This is a genomic window from Sphingobium sp. YBL2 (assembly GCF_000943805.1).
Classification (GTDB): domain Bacteria; phylum Pseudomonadota; class Alphaproteobacteria; order Sphingomonadales; family Sphingomonadaceae; genus Sphingobium; species Sphingobium fuliginis.
Genome location: NZ_CP010958.1, coordinates 15799 through 35720, shown reverse-complemented (window position 1 = coordinate 35720; position 19922 = coordinate 15799). Strand labels below are relative to the sequence as shown.

Annotated in this window: 23 protein-coding genes; 8 read left to right on the top strand and 15 right to left on the bottom strand. The window is 61.9% G+C overall.

Annotation, left to right across the window (positions count from 1 at the left end):
- Positions 1 to 661: 661 nt before the first annotated feature.
- Complete coding sequence (locus TZ53_RS25250; protein ID WP_007683476.1) at positions 662 to 2023, bottom strand: hypothetical protein; 1362 nt, start codon at positions 2021 to 2023, stop codon at positions 662 to 664.
- Entirely contained in the window at positions 2020 to 2613 is a 594-nt protein-coding gene (locus tag TZ53_RS25245) for a recombinase family protein (protein ID WP_007683474.1), read from the bottom strand. Before TZ53_RS25245 ends, TZ53_RS25250 begins: the two co-directional genes overlap by 4 nt.
- Positions 2614 to 2741: 128 nt before the next feature.
- Between TZ53_RS25245 and TZ53_RS25240 the strand changes: the two genes are divergently transcribed.
- Together TZ53_RS25240 and TZ53_RS25235 are read left to right on the top strand one after the other, a co-directional pair.
- Positions 2742 to 5690 carry a Tn3 family transposase gene (locus TZ53_RS25240; protein WP_233431824.1) on the top strand — a complete coding sequence of 983 codons (2949 nt, stop codon included), beginning with the start codon at positions 2742 to 2744 and terminating at the stop codon, positions 5688 to 5690.
- 116 nt (positions 5691 to 5806) lie between these two features.
- Positions 5807 to 6919 (top strand): replication initiator protein A, encoded by a 1113-nt coding sequence (locus TZ53_RS25235; RefSeq protein WP_044663654.1) that lies wholly within the window; start codon positions 5807 to 5809, stop codon positions 6917 to 6919.
- A 46-nt stretch (positions 6920 to 6965) separates the two neighbouring features.
- Here the strand turns inward: TZ53_RS25235 and TZ53_RS25230 are convergent, their stop codons facing one another.
- From TZ53_RS25230 to TZ53_RS25205, 5 genes are all read right to left on the bottom strand, one after another.
- The gene (locus TZ53_RS25230; RefSeq protein WP_044663653.1) at positions 6966 to 7184 is read right to left on the bottom strand and encodes a hypothetical protein; all 219 of its coding nucleotides are present in this window, start codon (positions 7182 to 7184) and stop codon (positions 6966 to 6968) included.
- A 161-nt stretch (positions 7185 to 7345) separates the two neighbouring features.
- The gene (locus TZ53_RS25220) at positions 7346 to 7705 is read right to left on the bottom strand and encodes a hypothetical protein (RefSeq protein ID WP_157009904.1); all 360 of its coding nucleotides are present in this window, start codon (positions 7703 to 7705) and stop codon (positions 7346 to 7348) included.
- A gap of 40 nt (positions 7706 to 7745) precedes the next feature.
- On the bottom strand, positions 7746 to 8063 hold the full coding sequence (locus TZ53_RS25215; protein WP_044663651.1) for a ribbon-helix-helix domain-containing protein: 318 nt from the start codon (positions 8061 to 8063) through the stop codon (positions 7746 to 7748).
- Positions 8060 to 8713, bottom strand: coding sequence for a ParA family partition ATPase (parA, locus tag TZ53_RS25210; RefSeq protein ID WP_044663650.1), 654 nt, complete (start codon positions 8711 to 8713; stop codon positions 8060 to 8062). The genes TZ53_RS25215 and parA overlap by 4 nt, the downstream gene beginning before the upstream one ends.
- Positions 8714 to 8810: 97 nt before the next feature.
- Positions 8811 to 9452: a transcription elongation protein SprT gene (locus tag TZ53_RS25205; protein WP_044663649.1), complete on the bottom strand. Its 642-nt coding sequence runs from the start codon at positions 9450 to 9452 to the stop codon at positions 8811 to 8813.
- Between the two features lie 413 nt (positions 9453 to 9865).
- Here TZ53_RS25205 and TZ53_RS25200 point away from each other — a divergent pair, with 413 nt between their 5' ends.
- The 3 genes from TZ53_RS25200 to TZ53_RS25190 are packed head-to-tail and all read left to right on the top strand — an operon-like array spanning position 9866 to position 11059.
- Positions 9866 to 10147, top strand: coding sequence for a type II toxin-antitoxin system RelB/DinJ family antitoxin (locus tag TZ53_RS25200; protein ID WP_044663648.1), 282 nt, complete (start codon positions 9866 to 9868; stop codon positions 10145 to 10147).
- Positions 10116 to 10436: a type II toxin-antitoxin system YafQ family toxin gene (locus tag TZ53_RS25195; protein ID WP_044663647.1), complete on the top strand. Its 321-nt coding sequence runs from the start codon at positions 10116 to 10118 to the stop codon at positions 10434 to 10436. The genes TZ53_RS25200 and TZ53_RS25195 overlap by 32 nt, the downstream gene beginning before the upstream one ends.
- Before the next feature lie 2 nt (positions 10437 to 10438).
- Complete coding sequence (locus TZ53_RS25190; RefSeq protein WP_044663646.1) at positions 10439 to 11059, top strand: histidine phosphatase family protein; 621 nt, start codon at positions 10439 to 10441, stop codon at positions 11057 to 11059.
- A gap of 815 nt (positions 11060 to 11874) precedes the next feature.
- Here TZ53_RS25190 and TZ53_RS25185 read toward each other — a convergent pair.
- The 4 genes from TZ53_RS25185 to TZ53_RS25170 all read right to left on the bottom strand — a co-directional run bounded on the left by TZ53_RS25185 (position 11875) and on the right by TZ53_RS25170 (position 15494).
- Positions 11875 to 13158: a hypothetical protein gene (locus TZ53_RS25185; protein WP_044663645.1), complete on the bottom strand. Its 1284-nt coding sequence runs from the start codon at positions 13156 to 13158 to the stop codon at positions 11875 to 11877.
- Positions 13159 to 13167: 9 nt separating this feature from the next.
- A complete protein-coding gene (locus TZ53_RS27325; RefSeq protein WP_125458962.1) occupies positions 13168 to 13683 on the bottom strand; it encodes a hypothetical protein in 516 nt (171 codons plus the stop codon).
- A gap of 294 nt (positions 13684 to 13977) precedes the next feature.
- Complete coding sequence (locus tag TZ53_RS25175; RefSeq protein WP_044663662.1) at positions 13978 to 14529, bottom strand: recombinase family protein; 552 nt, start codon at positions 14527 to 14529, stop codon at positions 13978 to 13980.
- A gap of 134 nt (positions 14530 to 14663) precedes the next feature.
- Positions 14664 to 15494 carry a hypothetical protein gene (locus TZ53_RS25170; RefSeq protein ID WP_075153448.1) on the bottom strand — a complete coding sequence of 277 codons (831 nt, stop codon included), beginning with the start codon at positions 15492 to 15494 and terminating at the stop codon, positions 14664 to 14666.
- A 602-nt stretch (positions 15495 to 16096) separates the two neighbouring features.
- Between TZ53_RS25170 and TZ53_RS25165 the strand changes: the two genes are divergently transcribed.
- Both TZ53_RS25165 and TZ53_RS25160 read left to right on the top strand, forming a co-directional pair.
- Entirely contained in the window at positions 16097 to 16468 is a 372-nt protein-coding gene (locus TZ53_RS25165) for a PRC-barrel domain-containing protein (RefSeq protein WP_044663642.1), read from the top strand.
- A gap of 78 nt (positions 16469 to 16546) precedes the next feature.
- Positions 16547 to 16870, top strand: coding sequence for a hypothetical protein (locus tag TZ53_RS25160; RefSeq protein ID WP_047169142.1), 324 nt, complete (start codon positions 16547 to 16549; stop codon positions 16868 to 16870).
- An 80-nt stretch (positions 16871 to 16950) separates the two neighbouring features.
- Here the strand turns inward: TZ53_RS25160 and TZ53_RS25155 are convergent, their stop codons facing one another.
- Both TZ53_RS25155 and TZ53_RS25150 read right to left on the bottom strand, forming a co-directional pair.
- A complete protein-coding gene (locus TZ53_RS25155; RefSeq protein WP_044663640.1) occupies positions 16951 to 17397 on the bottom strand; it encodes a globin domain-containing protein in 447 nt (148 codons plus the stop codon).
- A 148-nt stretch (positions 17398 to 17545) separates the two neighbouring features.
- Positions 17546 to 18148 (bottom strand): sensor histidine kinase, encoded by a 603-nt coding sequence (locus TZ53_RS25150; protein WP_084694467.1) that lies wholly within the window; start codon positions 18146 to 18148, stop codon positions 17546 to 17548.
- 141 nt (positions 18149 to 18289) lie between these two features.
- Between TZ53_RS25150 and TZ53_RS25145 the strand changes: the two genes are divergently transcribed.
- The gene (locus TZ53_RS25145; protein ID WP_044663639.1) at positions 18290 to 18658 is read left to right on the top strand and encodes a response regulator; all 369 of its coding nucleotides are present in this window, start codon (positions 18290 to 18292) and stop codon (positions 18656 to 18658) included.
- Positions 18659 to 18668: 10 nt separating this feature from the next.
- Here TZ53_RS25145 and TZ53_RS25140 read toward each other — a convergent pair whose 3' ends face one another.
- Positions 18669 to 18833 (bottom strand): hypothetical protein, encoded by a 165-nt coding sequence (locus tag TZ53_RS25140; RefSeq protein ID WP_157009903.1) that lies wholly within the window; start codon positions 18831 to 18833, stop codon positions 18669 to 18671.
- Positions 18834 to 18865: 32 nt separating this feature from the next.
- On the bottom strand, positions 18866 to 19588 hold the full coding sequence (locus TZ53_RS25135; RefSeq protein WP_238320221.1) for a GGDEF domain-containing protein: 723 nt from the start codon (positions 19586 to 19588) through the stop codon (positions 18866 to 18868).
- Positions 19589 to 19922: the final 334 nt, after the last annotated feature.

The following is a 19922-nucleotide window of genomic DNA, read 5'->3' as shown; positions in this document are numbered from 1 at the left end:
CCATACCTTAAATAAACAAAGGCGTGCCGGCGAAGCCGGCTCATCATGGGGATGCCGGGTGGGAGGATCGCATAGCGATCCGGGGCGGCCGAAGGCCGCGAGCCGGCGGGGCGAAGCCCCAAGAGGCGGTGTTTTCTTCGTCTCGACCGTGCCGGAAGCGCGGCGACTGAAAGTTATCCACAGGGCGGCCTAGTGTTAATATATGGGTTTAGAGTCGTGTTACGGGTTTTTGGCGTCTCTTCATCATGTTGAAAATATTGGATAAAATCGCGTATTTTCATCTCAAGGTGAATCCGCTCTGACGAAAAGGCGAATCCAGAGTGACGATAGGGTGAATCCACTGTGACGATAGCTCTGGCCCTCCAAGCGTAATCGAAATGGCCCCTGTGCATTATTCGGCCACAGATTCACGGTAGGCGAGCTTGAGGGACGTCGGCGCCAGCTTCTCTGCCAGGGATTGCGCTACGTAAGCCGTCGCGGCCACACAAAAAGGCCGGCACAACGGCCGGCCATAGTTTTAGGAGAGGATGCCTGAAAGGCATCCTCATGCTGCACCTGCGAGCAGCCGTGCGCAATACAAATCCGCAGGCACCGTTGGTGAAGGCGGCTCCAGTGTCTATCAGGCGGCCAGCATGTCCTTCATCGTTGCGGGGTCAAGCCGTCACCGGCGCAGTTCTTCGATCCCGAGTTCCTGCCATATCCACCCGAAGTCGTACGTCGCCATCGGATCATCGATGTCAGCGTGTCTCCCACTGAGATTTTCGAGATGTTTTAGCCACGTGGCGAGTTGGTCGCGTCCGGCCTTGCTGCCGGCGCATTGTCGCGGCGTTTTGTCGCCGAGCATCGGGACAGGCTCATCGAGGAGTGTCCGGTATTGACGATCGAGCATGCCGTGGACAAGCGGGGTGGCGACCTCGACCGGGATGTCCGGTGCCGGCTCCGACACGGTTCGTCCTTCCTGACGCGCAGCCATCGCCTGTTCGATCGTCTCGATCTCGGTCAAAGGTGTTCCCACCAGGGCGCCGAGCGCCTGGGTGACGAGTGCAACGCCGCGTTCTGCACGTTCGGCCGAGGTGACGGAGAGGATCAGAGCGCGGCCCTTGAGTTCCAGATTCCCAAGCACCGGCGTGCCGTCTTCCATTGACACACCCCACGCCATCTGGCCGGTGCCTTTCTTGCCCTGTTTTGTTCTGGTGCCGAGCCAGTTCCAGAAATGTGACGTTTCCCGCTGCAGGGCGGGCACGGTATCGAGGCGGTCGCCGATGAGTGCCTGCGTCGTCCCCCGCGTGAACGGAAAACGGACACGGTGGAAAACAACCTCCTCGCCATCGGCGTTATGCAGCGTGGGGATGGCGACAGGCTCGAGCATCCTGGGCAAGATGTCGAACAGCCAGACCATCGAGATGAGCGGCGCCAGGTCGCGCAGTTGATCATCGTCGATCACTAGTTTCGCGCGCGGGCCGCGCTTGCCCTGTCCCAGGCGCAATGCCTCGAGAAGGGCGCTGGTGGCTTCCGCTGTAAAGGACAGCAGGCCGCCTGCCAGGATCCTATGCCCGCTCACCGGAATGATGCGCACGCCGATCCGATCCCACGGGCCCAGCGTCCTGGACGCGGTGCGCTCGCGGACCTGGACGGGATCACCGCCCCGGATCAGATCTCGCGCGAGGAAGCCGACGCCGGGCTCGATCGCGCTGACTTCATAGACGCTCATGACGGAGGTCTTCAGCGCGCGCATGTAGAGCTTGTTGGGGCCGGCCTCGTTCCATCCGCGGCGCTTGAGATATTCGTCCACGATGTTGCGGCCATCGGGCTCGAAGACGCGGGTCACCAGGTCCTCGAACGCGCAGCCCCACAAGGTCATGGCCCAGTGATCCCCGATGATGCCGGGCAGTTCGTCGGAATCGATGTCGAACTGCGTGAGAACCGGCCCCAGATGATCGTCGAGCGCGTCATGCAGGTCGTCGGCCCACTCGGGCCGTGTCGCGAACTTCATCAGCCCGGTCAGGTCGTGGCCGCGTTTCATGCCGGTAGCTCCATAGTCTGTCGGTGCGCGGCGACGATGCGCGAAACGGTCGGCTCGCTGACATGATAGAGCCGCGCCATCTCGGCGCCGGATTTTCGTCCGGAGATGACGGACTCCGCGATCTCGCGCCGTTGCTTTTCGCCGAGTTTGCGCCGGCGTCCGCCGATCCGCCCTTCGGCGCGCGCCTGGGCGAGGCCGGCGGAGGTGCGCTCGCGGATCATGGCGCGCTCGAACTCGGCGAAGCTCCCGACCATCTGCATCATCATGCGACCTGCGGCCGTGGTGGTGTCAATCGCCTCGGTCAGCGAGCGGAAGCCCGCGCCCGCCGCCTCGATCCGCTCCATAATGTGCAGCAGATCCTTGAGGCTGCGCGATAGCCGGTCGAGTTTCCAGACGACGACGACGTCACTGTCGCGTAACTGGCCGATCATCTCCAGGAGCTTTGGCCGGTCCCAGCGCCCGCCACTGGCAATTTCCTCGAACACGCGCCTGCACCCAGCCGCGTCGAGGGCGCGGCGCTGGGCGGCGTTCGACTGCTCGTCACCCTTCGACACCCGCGCATAGCCGATCAGATAGGGTGCCCTGGTCAAATCCTGCCTTTCACAAACGGCCGTATCCGGAGGCCAGTGCGGCATGAACGGATTCCTGCGGCCTCTTGTCTTTCACAATCCTCTTTCAGAATCATGCCGAAAGGCAAGTGGTTTTTGGAGGTTCAAAGATGCCCGGACGGATTCCGATGACGACGCGGCAGCGCGCTGCCCTGCTGATGTTGCCCGACGACGAGGCGGCGATCGTGAAGCACTATAGTCTGTCAGGTGAGGACATGACCGCGATCGACACCGCGCGCACGCCCGCCACCCGACTCGGCTACGCCCTGCAGCTTTGTTGCCTGCGCTACCCGGGCCGGCATCTGCGCCACGGGGAACTGCTGCCTGCGGTCATGCTCGACCATATTGCCGAGCAGGTCGGGGTGGATGCAAAGGTCATAGCTGATTTCGCCAGACGCACGCCCACGCGCTACGATCAGCTCGCCGCGATCAAGACGCGCTTCGGCTTCAGCGATCTGAGCCGCCCGCACCGCGTGGAATTGCGGACATGGCTGACAAACGAGGCGGCGAGCATCATCGACGGACGCGCGCTGCTCGGCCGGCTTCTGGATGAGATGCGCGCGCGTCGGATCGTGATCCCGGGTGTCAGCGTCGTGGAGCGCATGGCGGCCGAGGCGATACATCAGGCGGAAACGGATCTCGTGGCCGCGATCGATGGCGGCCTTGGCCATGAGATGCGTCAGCAACTCGACGCGCTGATCGATGACAAGGTGCATGACCGGCAGAGCCGTCTGTCCTGGCTGCGCGAGCCAGAACCGCGTGTCGCATCCGCTTCGCTTTTGGAAATCGTCGAAAAGATCACGCTGATTCGTGGGACGGGCATATCGGCTTTCTCCCCTGATGTTCGCCACGAACCGCGCCTGGGGCAATTCGCCCGGGAGGGTGTGCGCTACACGGCACAGGCTTTCCAGCAAATGCGCCCGGCCCGCAGGCGGGTCGTGCTGCTCGCGACGCTGCGCGAGCTGGAGGCGACACTGACCGATGCGGCGATCGATATGTTCATTGCGCTCGTGGGGCGGGCCCATCTGCGCGCCCGCAAACGGCTCGAACAGCGCGTGGCCGTTTCCGGCCGCGAGGGCCGCGAACGGATGTTACGCATCGCCAGGGTTCTGGAAGCGATCAGCCAGGCGGCCCGGGCTGGCGGCGATGTCGCCGCGGCGGTCGATGCCGTGGCATCCCTCGACATCATCGACGCCGACGCCGCTATCATCCGACGTACCGCCTCACCGCACCGGAACGAGGTTCTGGACGAGATCGCGGCGGAATATCGCGCCTTCAAGCGGATGGGGCCGTCGTTCGTGCGCGCTTTTGATTTCCAGGGCCGGGCCGGAATGCAGCCGTTGCGCGATGCGATGGCGATCCTCGCCGATCTCGACGGAGACTGGCGCAGGGCGTTGCCCGATGACGTGCCGCTTGGCCATGTCGAGCACCGCTGGCGTCGGCATGTCATGACCGCAGGCGGGATCGATCGCACCCATTGGGAGATGGCGACTTACAGCGCGCTTTCCAATGCTTTGGCATCCGGTGGTATCTGGGTGCCGACCGCGCGCGTCCATCGCGCGCTCAGTGTGCTGCTTGCCCCACCGGCCAGCCCCGTACCGAAGCCCGCTTTCTCGCTCGGCGATCCGCACGCCTGGCTCGACGAGAGGGCGGCAAGGCTTGATAGCGCCCTGCGCGAGGTCGCCCGCGATCTGGACAAACGCGATCCCCCCCTTTTTGCCGGCGAGCGGCTGCGGTTTCCGAAAGACCCCAAAGAAGACCCTGGTCAGGATGAAGGGCGGCAACTTGCGCTCACCTGCTACGGCATGGTGCCTGCCACCCGTATCACGGATGTGCTGTCGCAGGTTCAACGATGGACCGGCTTCATCCAGCATTTCGGCCATGTCTCGACCGGTCTGCCTCCCGCCGACGAACGCGCCTTTCTTGCCACCTTGATCGCGGAGGCGACCAACCTTGGTCTGTCGCGCATGGCCGAAGTTTGCGGTGTCGCCTCGCGTCGCGCACTGTTGCGTATGCAGACGTGGCATATGCGCGAGGAAACGTTTCGCGCCGCGCTCGCCAGCCTGACCGACGCTATCCATGCCGAACCGCTCGCCGCCTGGTTTGGTTCGGGGCATCGCGCATCGGCCGATGGGCAGGCTTATTATCTCGGCGGTGCCGGCGAAGCCGGAGGAACGGTCAACGCACATTACGGTCGCGACCCCGTGGTCAAGATCTACACCACCATCACCGATCGATACGCACCGCTTCATCAGACGGTCATCGCCGGGACGGCGGGCGAGGCGATCCACGCACTCGACGGCATCCTCGGCCACGAAAGCAGCGCGGACATCACCGCCCTCCACACCGATGGTGGCGGCGTCTCCGATATCGTGTTCGCCGTCATGCATTTGCTCGGCCTCGATTTCGAGCCGCGCATTCCGCGCCTGTCGGATCGACAACTCTATGGTTTCGAGCCCGCGCGGCGCTATGGTCGGCTCGCACCGCTGTTCGGGCGCCGCCTCGGTCGGGACCTGATCGTCAGCCATTGGGCCGAAATTGCGGAGGTCATCGCGGCGATGCGCGACCGCACTGTCACACCGTCGCTGATTTTGAAGAAGCTGTCCGCCTATCGTCAACAAAACAGTCTTGCTGCGGCACTTCGGGAGGTCGGACGGATCGAGCGCACACTGTTCACGCTGCGCTGGTTCGACGACACCGATCTGCGCCGGACGGTCACCGCCGAACTCAACAAGGGCGAGGCACGCAACAGCCTGGCCCGCGCTGTCGCCTTCCATCGGCTCGGGCGGTTTCGCGACCGTGGCCTGGAGAACCAGCAGACCCGCGCGGCAGCGCTCAACCTCGTCACGGCCGCCATCATTCTTTTCAACTGCCGCTATCTCGGTCGTGCCGTCGATGAACTGCGGCACCGCGGCACACCTGTCGATCCCGCCATGCTGTCCCGATTGTCGCCGCTGGGATGGGACCGCATCAATCTCACCGGCGATTATATCTGGTCCGAGAGCCTCGACCTCGATGCCGATGGCCTCATGCCGCTGCTCATCAAGCCGCTACCGTGAATCTGTGTCCGAATAATGTACAGAGGCCGAAATGACGATAACGTGGGGGTGAATCTGAAATGACGATAATCCGCTTGCGTATGTGAAATGACGATAGTAGCTGTGGCGTTAGTGAAATGACGATAGACCCCGCCCCCTCCCTGTTTGACGCGCCGATCGCCGCGCCGTCTTCGGCCGTGGACGGCGACGATCGCACGCCGCTGCTGCCGGTGCGGCACCCCAACCAGGACTTGTTCATCTGCGATGTTCTCGACGCCATCCCCAAGGACGACATGGCTTCGATGGAGCATCCGGTTTTCTCGCTCTCGACCAAGCCCGACAACCGGATGCGGCGCTATGAGCATAACGGCAACGTTATCGAGATTATCCCCTCGGGCAAGGGGCTGGCGACGATCCACGACAAGGACATTTTGATCTATTGCATCTCGCAGCTCGTCGCGAAGATGAACCAGGGCGAGCAGCCTAGTCGCACCGTGCGCCTGCAAGCCTATGACATGCTCGTCGCCACCAACCGGCAAACCAGCGGCGAAGGCTATCGGCTGATGGCCGACGCCCTCACCCGCCTGCGCGGAACGACCGTGCGGACTAACATTCAGACGGGCGGCGTCGAGGAAACGCGGATTTTCGGCCTGATCGAGGAAGCCAGGATCACCCGCAAGACGTTCGACGGCCGTATGCTCGATCTCGAAATCACCCTGTCGGATTGGGTCTATCGCTCGGTTATCAGCAAGAACGTCCTGACCCTCCACCGCGACTATTTCCGGCTCCGCAAGCCGTTCGAGCGGCGCATGTATGAGCTGGCGCGCAAGCATTGCGGCGTGAAGGACGAATGGAAGATCGGCCTAGAGCTGCTGCAAAAGAAATGCGGCTCGAACAGCCCGCTCCGGGTGTTCCGCGCCCTGGTCAAGAAGGTCTGCAAGCATGACGCCGATCACGGCCATTTCCCCGACTATGCGGTGACGATGGACGATGACGTGATCCTGTTCCGCAACCGCTCGGGCCTCAAGTCCAAGCCCGATCCGGTCGCCAGCGCCAGCGACGATGCGCCCTATATCGACCCGGAAACCATGCACGACGCCAAGACGGCCGCGCCAGGCTATGACGTGTATGCGCTCTATGACGAATGGGTGTCGTGGTGGCACGACATGGGCAAGCCCGAACTCAAAAGCCCTGCCGGGGCCTTCCTCGGCTTCTGCAAGAAACGGCACGAACGCAAGCCGCTGCGTTGAACAAACAACTGCCCGTTCACGCTTTGATGGTGAACGGGCAAAGGCATCAACGCACCAGCTTAATTTTGCTTCGCCGCTGCTGGTGCACAGCCTCGTTGGCCTTCTCAAGTGCCACTTCGATCGCATCACGGATGATGTTCGAAGGTCCGCCCCGAGCTTTTGCCCGTACCAATAGGGCCGCTCCACCGCTTACCACAGCGCCGCTATCGGCCATCACTTTGCTATAGAATGGGTCAGTACCGTTATCGTTCGCCTTATTTGTCATATGGTTCCTCCGGTGGGATTCGAACCCCGCTCCTTGGGTTATAAGCCTAATGCTCTGCCAGCATCGAAAGGATGCCAGAGCTTTCTCACTTATCACCTTTAACCTGATCACGACAGCATGTTCACAGCACCGCATGTTTACATGCAAACATGCGGGCGCGGTTAGCTGCCACTGCGACTTAGGGTTTTCTCGATCAACCGAAGGTGGAAAACATGGGCCGCGACAAACATGCTTCCTATGAAGATCAAGGACGGAAACAACATTCCCTCCTGGCCGGGCCTCGGCGTCATAGTCATCGCCGCAACATTGAACAGCGCCAGCACGCCGATTGCTAGCGAGGGCGTAAAGCTAAGGGCGACAACGCGGGGCGCAGACCAGTTCACCGAACGGGCAAGCGGCTCCGATCGGGAAAGCCGCCATTGCATCGGCAATGTCTTTTCCTGCCGAAAGCGGGCGTTTGCCCGGATGGACAGCCCGATCATCACCAATACGAAAATGGCGGACAAGATCAGCACGGCCATAAGCACTCCCTCAATGCCAAATGTTTGCATGTGAACATGCTCACTTGCCTACAGGACTTTCCCCCATCTTGCGCAGCCAGTCGTTGAACGCTTCGGCCATCGCGTCTTGCAGGCTCATGCCATGCTTGCGCGCGGTCATGTGCATGGCGAAGGACATTTCCGGGCTGAAATAGCCCGTCATGGCCTTCTTGCCCTGACGGCTCGGCGCAACCGGGCTGCTGCTCGATCCGCTGCCGGTGCCTGTGCCAGAACTGCGGGCGATCGGCGCGGCCGCCCTCCCCTCCGGCTCGGCCGTCGCCGAAGATGGCGCTGCATCGCGATCCCGCAATGCAAGCAATGATCCTTTCCGGCTGCTCATGCACTGGCCCTCCGCTTCTTCGATGCTTGCATGTTTACATGCTGACATGTCCACTTGTAAAGCTGTCGCACCTCGTCGGCCGCTTTGCCGTTCGGCTCGATCTCCATCGCGGTCTTGCCCTCGGCCGCCGCGTGGCGGAAGGCGGCACGATCGGCGATATGGTGGGGGCAGGCGTCCAATCCGTAATCCTGCACGAGCTGCGCGGCCTCGTCATACATGCGCGGCGCGGTCGGGCTTCCCGCCGTGAAGATCACGAAGGCGGGCTTGCCGCGCATCTTCACAAGGCTGGCGGTCGTCTTGATCGCCGCCAAATCGAACGCGCTGGGGCGGCAAGGGATCAGCACCAGGTCGGCCGCTTCGACGGCGGCGCTCGCCGCGCTGTCGGCATGGGGCGGGGTGTCGATCACGATGAACGCCGCGCCCTGGCCCGTCGCCTGCTCGATCTTGGCGGCAAGGCGAGGGGGTGCGCTGTCAATCACGACCGGGGGCGCATCCTGTCGCCATGCCGCCCACTGGCTCGCCGTCGCCTGCGGATCGAGGTCGATCACCAGCGCGGTATGCCCGGAATCCTCGGCGGCGGCGGCCAGATGCAGGGCGAGGGTGGTTTTCCCCGCGCCGCCCTTCTGGCTGATGATCGCGATTGTTGGCATGTGAATATCCTTACATGACCGCATGTTTGCATGTGGTCATACTGGCTCGGTTCGGCTGCGTCAACGAAACCCCGAATTACGGGGAGGGGTGGGCGGTCTAGCTATCCTTGCCGCCTTCATCCTCGCTGTCGTCGTCCAGCGGCTCATGGCTCATCTGGCCGTGATCCTCGATCGGGCAAAGCGGCGCTCCGGCCTGCTCAAGCCATTTGCGCGCGGTCCTCACGGTATAGCCGCACGTCGCGCACTCGCATTTGAGCATCCGGGTTTTCTGCTTCTTGGGCGCGGTGGATTCGCCATCCGTGTCGAGACGGGCATGGGGGAGGGGGCCAACGGCGTCCAAGATCGGCGCGACGGCCGCAAGGAACGCCTCGCCGGGGGTGGTGGCGCGCATCGGCCCGACAAGGCCAAGGCCAAGGGCGACACGTTTAAACGCTTTCCCATGCCCTGCCGGGATGCCGACGGCGGCATGGACCAGCTCATGCGCGAGGATGGCCGCGATCTGCGACGGCATCGCGTCGGGCGCGTGCGCGAGGTCGGGGCGGATGAAGATTTCAAAATGCCCGTCCGCGCTGAGCCGGTTATCCCAGCACTCACCGATAGCCTTGCCCTTCGCGCCTCTGCTGGTGAAGCCGATCGCCACCCGCACGCGGTCGGGCAGGGGGGCGTCCAGCGCCTCGAACAGCGGAGCCATGCCCAGCGCCACGGCATTGAGCCAGCTTTCACGGGTTTGGTGGGTCATCGTCCTTACTCCCTTCAAATCGCCTGTCCGGCGATGGCCAGGCCATCGGCCGGAACACGGACGCCCAAGAACGCCGGCGAGAGAGGGGGGCAGCGGGATTCGATGGGGGTGGTGCGGCCGCAGCGCAGCGAGGCACGGCCCCGTCTAATCCCGTTGCGGGGGAGAGGCGGCCGGGACCGCCTTTCCCCCTTGAACGAACATCGACGCCGGCGCCGGCACCATGATGCGAGATCCGCTTGCGATCTCGCCCCCGCCATGTGGGTCGTCACCGAAAGGCCAAGACCGCTTGCGGGCTTGGGGAGCGAAGCGAGTAGGGCCACGGTGCCGCGCCAGCGGCAGGCGCATGTCCCCTGCCTGGATTGAAAATGTTGCTCAACTGAGCTACATTAGCGGCTTGACCAAGGAGGTTCCCCATGGCCGCTACCGCTTTCGTGCGCGCGCGCATCGACGAAACAGTGAAGGATGAAGCCGCCGCCGTGCTGGCCGAGCTGGGGCTGACCGTCTCGGATGTCGTCCGCATGACCCTTACGCGGGTTGCCAAGGATCATGCGCTGCCGTTCGAGCTGAAGGTGCCGAACGCCGAAACGCGCGCCGCGATCGAGGCGTCCCGCGCGACGATGAAGGCTCGCCGCGCCCGTTTCACCGATGCCCAGGAAATGTTCGATGCCCTCGACCAAGAAGCCCGCCAGCAGTAAGCGGGCTTCGTTCCCAAGAGAGGCGTCCTACGAAAAAAGGTTCGTCAAGGATTGGGAGCGGCTGTCGCGCAGCGGGCGCTACAACATGAAACAGCTCAAGGAGGCGATGATGATGCTCATCGCCAACGATGCGCCGTTAGGCCCGGAATGGCTGGATCATCCGCTGAAAGGCGATTGGAGCGATCATCGCGAGTGCCATATCGGCGGCGATTTCCTGCTGATCTATACGATTGAGGGGAATCTGGTGAACTTCGTGCGCGCCGGCACTCATGCGGAACTGTTTGAATAGCCATGCGCGTAATCTTCATCCGCCACGGCGAATCCACCGGCAACGCGGGCGTGCCCTGCAATGATCTCGCGACGATCGCGCTGACGGAGCGCGGCCACGAACAGGCGCGCGAAGTCGCGGCGAGCTGGACGCAAGCGCCCGCGCTCATCGTCACGTCACCCTATACGCGCACGCAGCAGACGGCCGCGCCGACGATCGCGCGCTTTCCCGGCGTGCCGGTGGAAGTGTGGCCGATAGAAGAGTTCACCTATCTGCAACCGGCGCGCTGGAACGGCACGCGCAGTGCGGAGCGGATGCCGCACCTCGAACGCTATTGGAGCGCGGCCGATCCTGATTATTGCGACGGGGAAGGGGCCGAGAGCTTCGCCACCCTGCTACGCCGCTGCAAGACGGGCCTAGACCGCCTCGCCGCCATGCCTGCTGGATCACTGGTCTATGTGTTCGGGCATGGGCAATTCATCCAGGCCGCGCGGGCGATCGTCGCCGACGCCCATCTGGATGACCGGGCCAAGATGCGGGTGTTCTGGCGCAAGGGCGAGCCGCCCGCGATCAGCAACGCGCAGCGGGTAGAATTTCACTGGCAAGGCGGGCGCTGGGAATGTGCGTCGGCGTTCACGGCATAATGGCGGGAATCACCTGATTGCCGTGCATGGGCTGAGTCAGATGGAACGCGATCCTCGACTGTATTAGGTGGTTTGTTACATGACGGTCCAGCCAGCACGCTCGATATCCGCAATGGCCGTGCTGCTTGCAATCACTGCCTGCAACAAAGCCGAGAAGCGCACAATGCCTTCTGAGGTGCAGATCGCTTACGACTACCAGCTTGTTCTTCCCGATAAGTTCAAGCGGAATTGGGTCCAAGGAATCGACAGCAAAGTAGAGGAATGGCAATCATCCGATACGATCGTTAGTACCGACTTTGGGCAGTTTAGCGGACCCCCAACATGCCATGTAGCAAGCACGTCGTGCAGCCTGTCAAAGGAGATGATTGGGGGCAGGCCATCTCTCGTCGGCCGATATCGTCACGGACCACAGGAGCGGGCACATGAGCCAAAGCCATTTAGGTATTTTGTGCACATACCAGTGTCGGAGAGATATGGTCTGAAGCTCAACATGTTTGCCAGGTGTGATAGCGAACCGGCTTGCGATGAGGCACTTACATTCTTTCGGAGGGTCCGCATTCTGCGCACGGAGCGACCTGGCTCCGGTTTGATTCTGCCCGACTCGCCCTCTTCGCCACCCCCCGTGCCTGGGTGATCGAGGAGATATCTCAAACTGTTACAGCATACCGTCCGCCATGGGTCACGTGCTGATCGGAAGATCCTCTCCTGCCGGAGTAATACATGACTCCCGACAGCCCTCGCTCAGGGCCACTGGCACGGTCTCTCAATCAAGAGAGGGAAGTTAATCTGGTCTCGCGCCAAGCAATTGGACAGCTCTACTGCGTCAGGAGCGAGATACCCCACGGGTCGATATAGTCGATTGGCGAATAAACCATTTCGCTTGATCCGTCGCTGAATGCCTGCGCTGCGGTCAAGATTCCGTACGCCTTCACCTGTGTGCTCTGCGCAGCATCCGAAAACACGGCTGATCCACTGTCGCCGGTCCTGCCAAGGTGCTGACCCGAAGCTCGAAAGACTCTGATCCAGCCATTAGCGCCGTTGTAGTAGTAGTTACCGCTAGTGATCGCTCCACATGTAATCCCAGTTACACGCCCGGATTTGCACGACACCATCCCCTTGGTCTGCCCATAATAACCAACAGTTCCGTTAACACGGACCCATCCACTTTTAGGAAGACCAACCACCGATGCTTGGTTGAAATAGTAGATCGCGTTCGATCGCGAATAACCTGTGATATCGTGCCATTGGAAGTCGTACTTTGTGCCGTAGGCCCAGCGAGCGATTGCCGGTGCCGGGATCTCTACCCAATGGCCATTTACCGCATGCCAATAGCCAGTTCCTTCAGGGCCAGGGTTGCAGTGCCCAGCGGTGAGAATCCCTAAGCGACCTTGGTATGTCGCCTGAAATGCAACCGTACACCCCTTCGAGGCTTCGTCGGATGCACGCTGCTGCCAAAAATAGTGCCCTCCTTCGATGTAATCTCCGCTGACAACACCGATCGGTCCTGCCGTTGGCTTGGCAATAGGCTTCACGACCACTCGAATGTTCTGGCGCTTGCTGCCGATGAGGTTAAGCACGCGCTGCTTCATGTCGTTAGACGGTAACTCAAGAACGACATCGCCGCTATCTTCCTCAACGTACCCGGCAAAGTCCCTTATCCCGCTTCCCTCAATTGTCTTGAAAATTTCGGTGGCGCCCGCCTCGGCTTCGGCGCGAGACTTCTTAGCCTTCACAAGTTTGACATATCGCCGGATTTTTGGGTCGATCCGATACTTCACGAGCTTACGGTCATCTGGCGTAACGTATGAGATATTGATTCGGAACACTGGTGTGTGTTCAACCCATATAGATCCGAGTTCGCTGTCGTTGTCTCGCTTTACCTGCGCGACCAGCTCTGCAATTGCATCTTGCAACTGCGCGCGTTCTGTCGCTTCCGCCAAACTAATCCCGTACTGGTCCGCGAGGAACTGGGCGGCCGGTGATGACCCGGCCGCGCCAGCAGGGGCAGCCGGTGGAGCTGCTGGTGCTGGTACTTCCTGCTGAGCTAATGCTGGATGGGCCGCTGCCGCGAGCAGAACGATGACGAGTCTAGTACGCATTCCTCTCTCCTATTGCCGGGCGACAGCGAAAATTGCACTCGGGCACCGCTCGGGAAGTGGCTTGCTGAACTTGGTCATATTGACGCTGTTTAGTGGCACGAATGCTCCGGCGATCGTGGTGGCCGACGGCACCCGATAGCTGGCGCCCCCCTCCACGCGGATGATCAGAGCGTCATCGTGCTGCTCGATCGTCGATCCTGCGGGCCAGAGTGGCGTTGCGTCGCTATCACGCATCGTGAAGACGATGCAGTCATTGCGGACGGAGAGCCTGCCCATCTGTGGTGCAGCCGGTATGAGTCCGTTGGCTAGCTCATTCACTGCGAACGCAGGCAGGTTTTTTGGTGCGGCTGATGGTCCAAGGCCAGCGGATGATGTCTTCTTAACTTCAGGAGGGGGCGCTTCCGACTGTGAGGAAGGGGTGCAACTGGCCAAGATTGCCGCGCCACCGATCAGAATCGCGAAAGTATGTTTCACTATCGGCACACCTCTCGCGAAGAGCACGATTACGTCAAACACATAATGCATTCTGATTGCAAAGGTTTCTGACGCTTTCCTAGTCGCGCTCGCGCGACCGCCTCGTCGAACATCGCGTCGACCTGCGCTTCGTCGAGGCCGCTGGTGCCCCCCCGAAAAGGGGATAGCCACGCTTCTGTCGGGCTGGGCACCGGCGGGGGAGGGAATGGCGGCAACTCCGACGCGCTTGCTTGTTGGGGTGGCCCATCCTTCAAGGCAGCCTCGTTCACCGAGCTGCATCCCGCCAGACCCAATGCCAAGCCAAAGCTGCCGGCGATCACGGCACCGAACTATTGCCGCCCGTCATCATGGCCGCCCCTGTAGCCGCGAAATCGTCGCCTGGCTGACGTTGAACAGCGCCGCAACGGTGCGCTGGGTGTCGCCGGCGTCGAGCTTGCGCTGCGCCTCGGCCTGCTGGTGCGGGGTGAGGGCGCTCTTGCGGCCGAACTTGACGCCGCGCGCCTTGGCCTGGGCGCGACCGGCGCTGGTGCGCTCGGCGATCCGCTGGCGCTCGTAGCTGGCCGCAACGCCCAAAACGGCAATGACCACCTCGGCGAGCTGCGAAGTTGTGTCCAGCATCGGCTCGGCGATCGAGCGGAAGCCGGCACCGGCCTCTTTGACCGCGTGGAGGATGTTGAGCAGGTCGCGCGTGTTGCGGGCGAGGCGATCGGTCGCCGTCACCATCAGCACGTCGCCGGGATCGAGCGCGCCGATCGCGCGCTTGAGCTGGGGGCGCTCGGCCGACGCGCCGCTGATCTTCTCGCGGTAGGTTTTCGTGCAGCCGGCGGCCTCAAGCTGGGCGAGCTGCTGGGCCAGGTCTTGGCTGTTGGTCGAGACGCGCGCATAGCCGTAAATCATGGAACGATTCTGCATCAGATTTTTGCATCAGGGAAGAGCGCGGAAAACCGGGACTTTCGGATTGATGCAAAACTTTTGATCTGCTGGTCTCTGTCCTGATTGGGATAGTATCGGGAAGAGCACATGATGACTTCCTACTTGGTGCGATAATCACTTTCAGGCGAGCCCACTGCGACAATCGGCCCAGTCCCACATTTCGCTCGCAGCAGGGCCACCGCCGGATCAGCTTCCGAATAACCTTGCGGGCCAGCCCACGCCATGCGCTCTCCGATCCGGGGCATGGCCTCATCGGAACTGTTGTCTTTCAAGGCCATATAGCCCTCGGCATCCAGACCAAGCTCCACATCCCGGCCGAAAATGACAAGCGGCTCACCGCCGTCTCCATGTTCCGTCAGCCGAAAACACCCGTCGCGGAGGATCACCCGCCCGCTTAGCCGCGCCAGGTTGACGACAGCCGGCTGCCGGTCCTGACGCGGAAACACGCGCACATAGCGCTCAAGCGCGGGATCGATCGATCGCGAATTGCGCGGCCCCGAAAAGCGCAGCTCAAGCCGGTCGGGCATTGTCCAGCGCTCCCGCTCAGCGATCTCGCGAAAACCAGCTTCATCAATGTTCATGTCGAACATGACCTTACCATCGAACTCGTACACCCCGCCGCCGCCGACAAGACGATAGGGCTCGAACCGCCCCCACCATTCATCGAAGATCGGTTGCAGTTCCTCGGTCGGGATTCCGCCTTCACGGAAGGTGAAGCGTGGATCACGGGTGTAGCGGGCAAGCGTGGCTGCGGCGTTCTGGCGAAACTGAAACGCGAAACGCGGAGCCGGATCGCGAACAATGCGCATACCCACGTAATTGCCCCGCTCGGCTGCCTGGATACGCTGATCAAGAACTTGGGCTGCGGCAGTCGCATTATCATCCGGGTTCATCATCATCTCGCGGGCCATAACTGCTTCGCTGGTCATTGGCAGTGGCGTGGGCTTTCCATCCGCAGGTGGGGGCGGTGGTGGTGGTGGTGCAGCGTTGATCGGTCCTGTAGCAGGCGCGGACAGGATTGTGGCGTAGCCAGAAGGGCCGATTGAAGCGCCTCGGGGAACAAAGTTCGGAACCGACCCGACTGGCGAGGCTTGGTTTCCGATTGCACAGCCACCAAGCGCCAACATCCCAAAAAGCGGAAATGACAAAACCGATAGGCACCTGCTTGTCCGTGGGGTCATGAGATTATCAAAACTCCCGTTATCTTGCCCGCAACGCCATCCTCTTAGTCTGATGCACAAATTACAAGTTTTGCATCAGACTGGAAAGCGCCGAAATCTGCGCCTTTCCGTGATGCAAAAATCTGATGCACATCCTGGCGCTGTTCTGGTGCCCGGGTCGCCGTTTCAGGCCCCATTGCCCTGATGCAAAATTTTTGATTTTTGGATCAGAGCGCCCGCTAGTCATCTGTGGGATGACGTCAAATTGAAGGCGCTCGCCCACTCTATCGTTCTGCGCCACCCATTGCTCGATTTCGCCGGAAACCCATCAGGGCTGTGTCGTTCTCCTTAAACCGAAAGGAGACTCCAAAATGGCAGACACCGACATTGCTACCGATGAAACCAACCGACTGATCGCCTCCAACAAGGTCGAGGGCACGGCGGTCTACGACCGCAATGGCAACCGGCTCGGCTCGGTTTACAACTTCATGGTCGATAAGCGCGCAGGCCGCGTCGAATATGCGGTCATGTCCTTTGGCGGCTTCCTCGGCATCGGCGAGGAATATCATCCGCTGCCTTGGGACCAGCTCACCTATGACACGAACCAGGGCGGCTATGTCGTCGATCTGACGAAGGAACGGCTCGAAGGCGCGCCGCGCTATCGGGCGGGCGAGGAACCCGCCTTCGATCGGACCTATGGCGAGCAGGTCTATGGCTATTACGGCTCGACCTATCCCATCTGAGACGGAGGGACGGCGGGGAACCCCGTCGTCCTCCGCTTTCGTGATTATGAACGATGATGACGATCCCTCGGAGCTGCCGTGTCCGATTCCCCTCATCATGAAGCGCTGAAAACCTTGGGAGACGCCCTCAAAGCAGGGCCGAAGGCTCTCGCCCGCAGCACTGGCGCCGCAGGCCGGACGAACTTTGTGGATCGCCTTACGACGCTCGCGCACCAACTCGATATTGGTGGTCACGGCGGGGCGAAAGAGGTGTATGAGGCAGCCTCGATCATCGCAAGGATGCAGCGGAACCAAGAAGACGCAAAAAGCGATGGTTGGTCAGTCGCCGACCATGAGGCCATTGCTGGCCTGAAAGGCATCGAGACCAAGCTTCTGAAACTCGCAAATGGCGTTGAACAATGAGCATCTTGGCTGGCCGCATCGGCCACCAATTTTAGGACCGGCTTCTCACATCCTTTGGGAGGAGTAGTCCGCTGCGGCGATTATGCCGCCTCGGTCTGGTAGAGCTGCGCCTCACGGTTGATAAGGATATCGGCCAGGAACCAGTAGGCCTCCCCCCAAGCGTTCAGAATCTCATCGGTTGCCGCCTCGCCCAATATGTCGCGGATCGCCGGCAGCAGCGCATTGGCGACCGCAGGATAATGTTCGGGCTTGATATGGGTCTCGACATGGCGCGCGGCGATGCGCTCGATCGCGGGTTTCAGCACGTCGAGCTTATCGACGTTCTGCGCGAAGGCGAGGATCGCGGCCGCTAGCCGCTTAGGCTGCGCGCCGGATTCGTGCGCGGCCATGTCGAACAGCGCCTTGATCTCCGGATCGACGAACAGGCGCTGATACATGCGCGTGGTAATCTCCACGCCGTGCTGCTGGAGCGCAGGCGCCGTAGCTTTCACCAAAGCCATTGTTTCGGGGGAGAGCGGTTTGGACATACAGATGTGCTCCGGATTTCAGGACCCTGACAAAAGAGACGATCAAAGTGGCGAGAGGGATCCAGTCGGGCATGGAGTGCGGGCCGGAGAGACAGGCATGCGCGATGAACCCAAGGCTTAGCGGCGGGGTATCCTGTATCCGGATCGATCATAGCTCGACCGCAGTCAGAGGGGCGAGCAAGGTCCAAACGACGCCCGAGACGGGAAATTCCAGCTCGGCACGACCGCGCAAGCTGCGGCTCGCGGCCGTGCATATCAGCCGCGACCCAAAGCCCCGCCGCTCGGGCCTGACGACTGGCGGGCCGCCACGTTCGGCCCATCGCATCCAAAGCTCGGCCTCGGTGCCCGATCCCAGCACTTTCCACGTCAGCTCGATCGTGCCTGTTTCGTTGGACAGCGCACCATATTTGATCGCGTTCGTTGCCAGCTCGTGAAAGGCGAGGGTCAACGTCATCGCCGCCTTGGGGCCGATCGTGACCGTGGGGCCGTCGAGGCGGAGCCGCTCCGCGTAGAGGGTGAAGTGGCCCAGCGCATTTTCCGCCAGCGCGGGCAGGGGCGCCGCCTGCCAGTTGTGGGATAGAAGCTGCTCGGTCGCGTTGCCCAGCGCCGCCAATCGCTCGTCAATGGTCGATCGGGCGTCTTCGATCGAATCGGCCGCCTGCAAGCTCTGGCTGACAAGGGAACGAACGACAGTGAGAATGTTCCTGAACCGATGCTCAAGCTCACGAATCCGGGTTTCAGTATCGACCATAACTCTACGTGCCCCCTACCCGGCTACTTAGAGCAATCGGGAGCCCAGGACGAACATTTTGCACGTTCGCGTGGAGCACAGAGCCAGACGGCGCGTTGCTGCGCTGATCGGTGGAACGGCTGCGTAAATGCTTGGTGCGGCATGACTAAACAAGACGGGATCAGCGGCCTTCGCGTGCTGGTTGTCGAAGATGATTATTGGGTCGCGGCTACGCTGGTTGAGATAATATCTGAAGCCGGCGCGGAAATCGTCGGCCCTGTCGATTGCGTGCGGGATGCCCTCGCGGCGCTGGACTCGTCGCCTCATGTCGCCAGCCTCGATGTGCAACTTGGCTCCGAAACCTCGTTCCCGATCGCGGACGAACTGGACCGTCGCGGCGTGCCCTTCATCTTCGCCACGGGTGCGGCCAGCATGATCCCGTCTGTCCACGCCGCACGCCCGACCTGCCACAAGCCCGCGTCGCCCGAGCTGCTGATCGGGGCGCTTTCTCGCGCGCTCAACCCTGCCTAACAGGGCTGCTTCACTGACGCGATGCGAGAGGCTCAAAAGGAAACGCCCCCTCGTCATCCAGCAGCTCGCCGGGTTGCATCGGGCCGGCTCCGGTCGCGGCGTCGATCGCGGCTTGCAAATGGACGGCGGTGGCCGTCGCGCCTCGGCCGGTCCGATCCAGTTGGGCCAATGCCATCCTCATAAGCGAGAGGGCTGTGTCGTCATTCGTCATAGACATGCCTCGATGGGAACCCGGAGCCTTGACGGAACAGGGGCGTCCCGGCCTCGATCGGTCATTGCGCGGCCGATCTCCACGGCGTTCTTCCCGGCGCGCTTGACCGCGTACATGAGCTGATCGACCGCATGCATCAACGAGGGTTCGTCACGCGGGGTATCGGGCGAGATGAGCAGCGCGCCCATGCTGCACGTCACCGGATGAGGCGTGTCGGCCAGAACCGATGACAGGCGCTTGTGGAGCAAGCGAGCGAAATACACCCCTTCCTCGGCCGAATGGACGGGAAGCAAAAAGGCGAACTCGTCGCCGCCGATCCGGCCGAAATCGTCCTCGCGCCGGATGGTCTTCCGTGCGCCCTGCGCGAAGGCGCGCAGCACCTCGTCGCCGGCAACATGGCCGTGGCGGTTATTGATGCCCTTGAAATCATCGAGATCAAGGATCGCGAGCAGGAAGGATTGCCGGGCAGGCACCGCTAGATCGAGACGATGGATCACGCGCTCGCGGAACGTCTCCTTGTTGAGCGCATCGGTCATGCGGTCGCGCGCCGCCAGGTGGTGCTCCCGATCAAAGGACCGGCGGAAGCTGAGAACAATGGCGGCGACGAAAACATAGGTGACGGCGCGCACGGCCATCCTCGCCCCCAGCAGGGCGGGGGAAAGCCCTGGCAACTCGGCGAGATGCGGGACGACGGCGAGGACCGCCGCGACGATCGCCACCAGATAGCCGGCGCGGCTTCCCAGCGCCCAGCAGGCGGCGCAGACGATCGGGATATAGAACGGCGCGAGACCTATCCGGGAAAAATGTGCGTCCGCCAGCGCAAGCGCCGTGACGCTGAGGAGGATCGCGAACCAGGCGCGTTCGCGCGGCAGGGAATGAAGACGATCGGCGAGGCGGCCGACAGGCAGATGACTACTCACGCATGTCCTACTCGGTCAAAGGGTTCTCCAAGCTCATTCCCGCCCCAACTGTTCCTGTTCAGCCGGCGGCACGCCCCATTTCGGAGACGTGCCGGCCACTGAACCGGGTGTTGGAAACCTGAAACACGTCAGG

Coding starts and splice junctions, on each gene's coding strand:
- TZ53_RS25250 (WP_007683476.1), bottom strand. CDS start 2,023: ATGAAACGCGGCCACGACCTGACCGGGCTGATGAAGTTCGCGACACGG.
- TZ53_RS25240 (WP_233431824.1), top strand. CDS start 2,742: ATGCCCGGACGGATTCCGATGACGACGCGGCAGCGCGCTGCCCTGCTG.
- TZ53_RS25235 (WP_044663654.1), top strand. CDS start 5,807: ATGACGATAGACCCCGCCCCCTCCCTGTTTGACGCGCCGATCGCCGCG.
- TZ53_RS25230 (WP_044663653.1), bottom strand. CDS start 7,184: ATGACAAATAAGGCGAACGATAACGGTACTGACCCATTCTATAGCAAA.
- TZ53_RS25220 (WP_157009904.1), bottom strand. CDS start 7,705: ATGGCCGTGCTGATCTTGTCCGCCATTTTCGTATTGGTGATGATCGGG.
- TZ53_RS25215 (WP_044663651.1), bottom strand. CDS start 8,063: ATGAGCAGCCGGAAAGGATCATTGCTTGCATTGCGGGATCGCGATGCA.
- parA (WP_044663650.1), bottom strand. CDS start 8,713: ATGCCAACAATCGCGATCATCAGCCAGAAGGGCGGCGCGGGGAAAACC.
- TZ53_RS25205 (WP_044663649.1), bottom strand. CDS start 9,452: ATGACCCACCAAACCCGTGAAAGCTGGCTCAATGCCGTGGCGCTGGGC.
- TZ53_RS25200 (WP_044663648.1), top strand. CDS start 9,866: ATGGCCGCTACCGCTTTCGTGCGCGCGCGCATCGACGAAACAGTGAAG.
- TZ53_RS25195 (WP_044663647.1), top strand. CDS start 10,116: ATGCCCTCGACCAAGAAGCCCGCCAGCAGTAAGCGGGCTTCGTTCCCA.
- TZ53_RS25190 (WP_044663646.1), top strand. CDS start 10,439: ATGCGCGTAATCTTCATCCGCCACGGCGAATCCACCGGCAACGCGGGC.
- TZ53_RS25185 (WP_044663645.1), bottom strand. CDS start 13,158: ATGCGTACTAGACTCGTCATCGTTCTGCTCGCGGCAGCGGCCCATCCA.
- TZ53_RS27325 (WP_125458962.1), bottom strand. CDS start 13,683: ATGCATTATGTGTTTGACGTAATCGTGCTCTTCGCGAGAGGTGTGCCG.
- TZ53_RS25175 (WP_044663662.1), bottom strand. CDS start 14,529: ATGATTTACGGCTATGCGCGCGTCTCGACCAACAGCCAAGACCTGGCC.
- TZ53_RS25170 (WP_075153448.1), bottom strand. CDS start 15,494: ATGACCAGCGAAGCAGTTATGGCCCGCGAGATGATGATGAACCCGGAT.
- TZ53_RS25165 (WP_044663642.1), top strand. CDS start 16,097: ATGGCAGACACCGACATTGCTACCGATGAAACCAACCGACTGATCGCC.
- TZ53_RS25155 (WP_044663640.1), bottom strand. CDS start 17,397: ATGTCCAAACCGCTCTCCCCCGAAACAATGGCTTTGGTGAAAGCTACG.
- TZ53_RS25150 (WP_084694467.1), bottom strand. CDS start 18,148: ATGGTCGATACTGAAACCCGGATTCGTGAGCTTGAGCATCGGTTCAGG.
- TZ53_RS25145 (WP_044663639.1), top strand. CDS start 18,290: ATGACTAAACAAGACGGGATCAGCGGCCTTCGCGTGCTGGTTGTCGAA.
- TZ53_RS25140 (WP_157009903.1), bottom strand. CDS start 18,833: ATGGCATTGGCCCAACTGGATCGGACCGGCCGAGGCGCGACGGCCACC.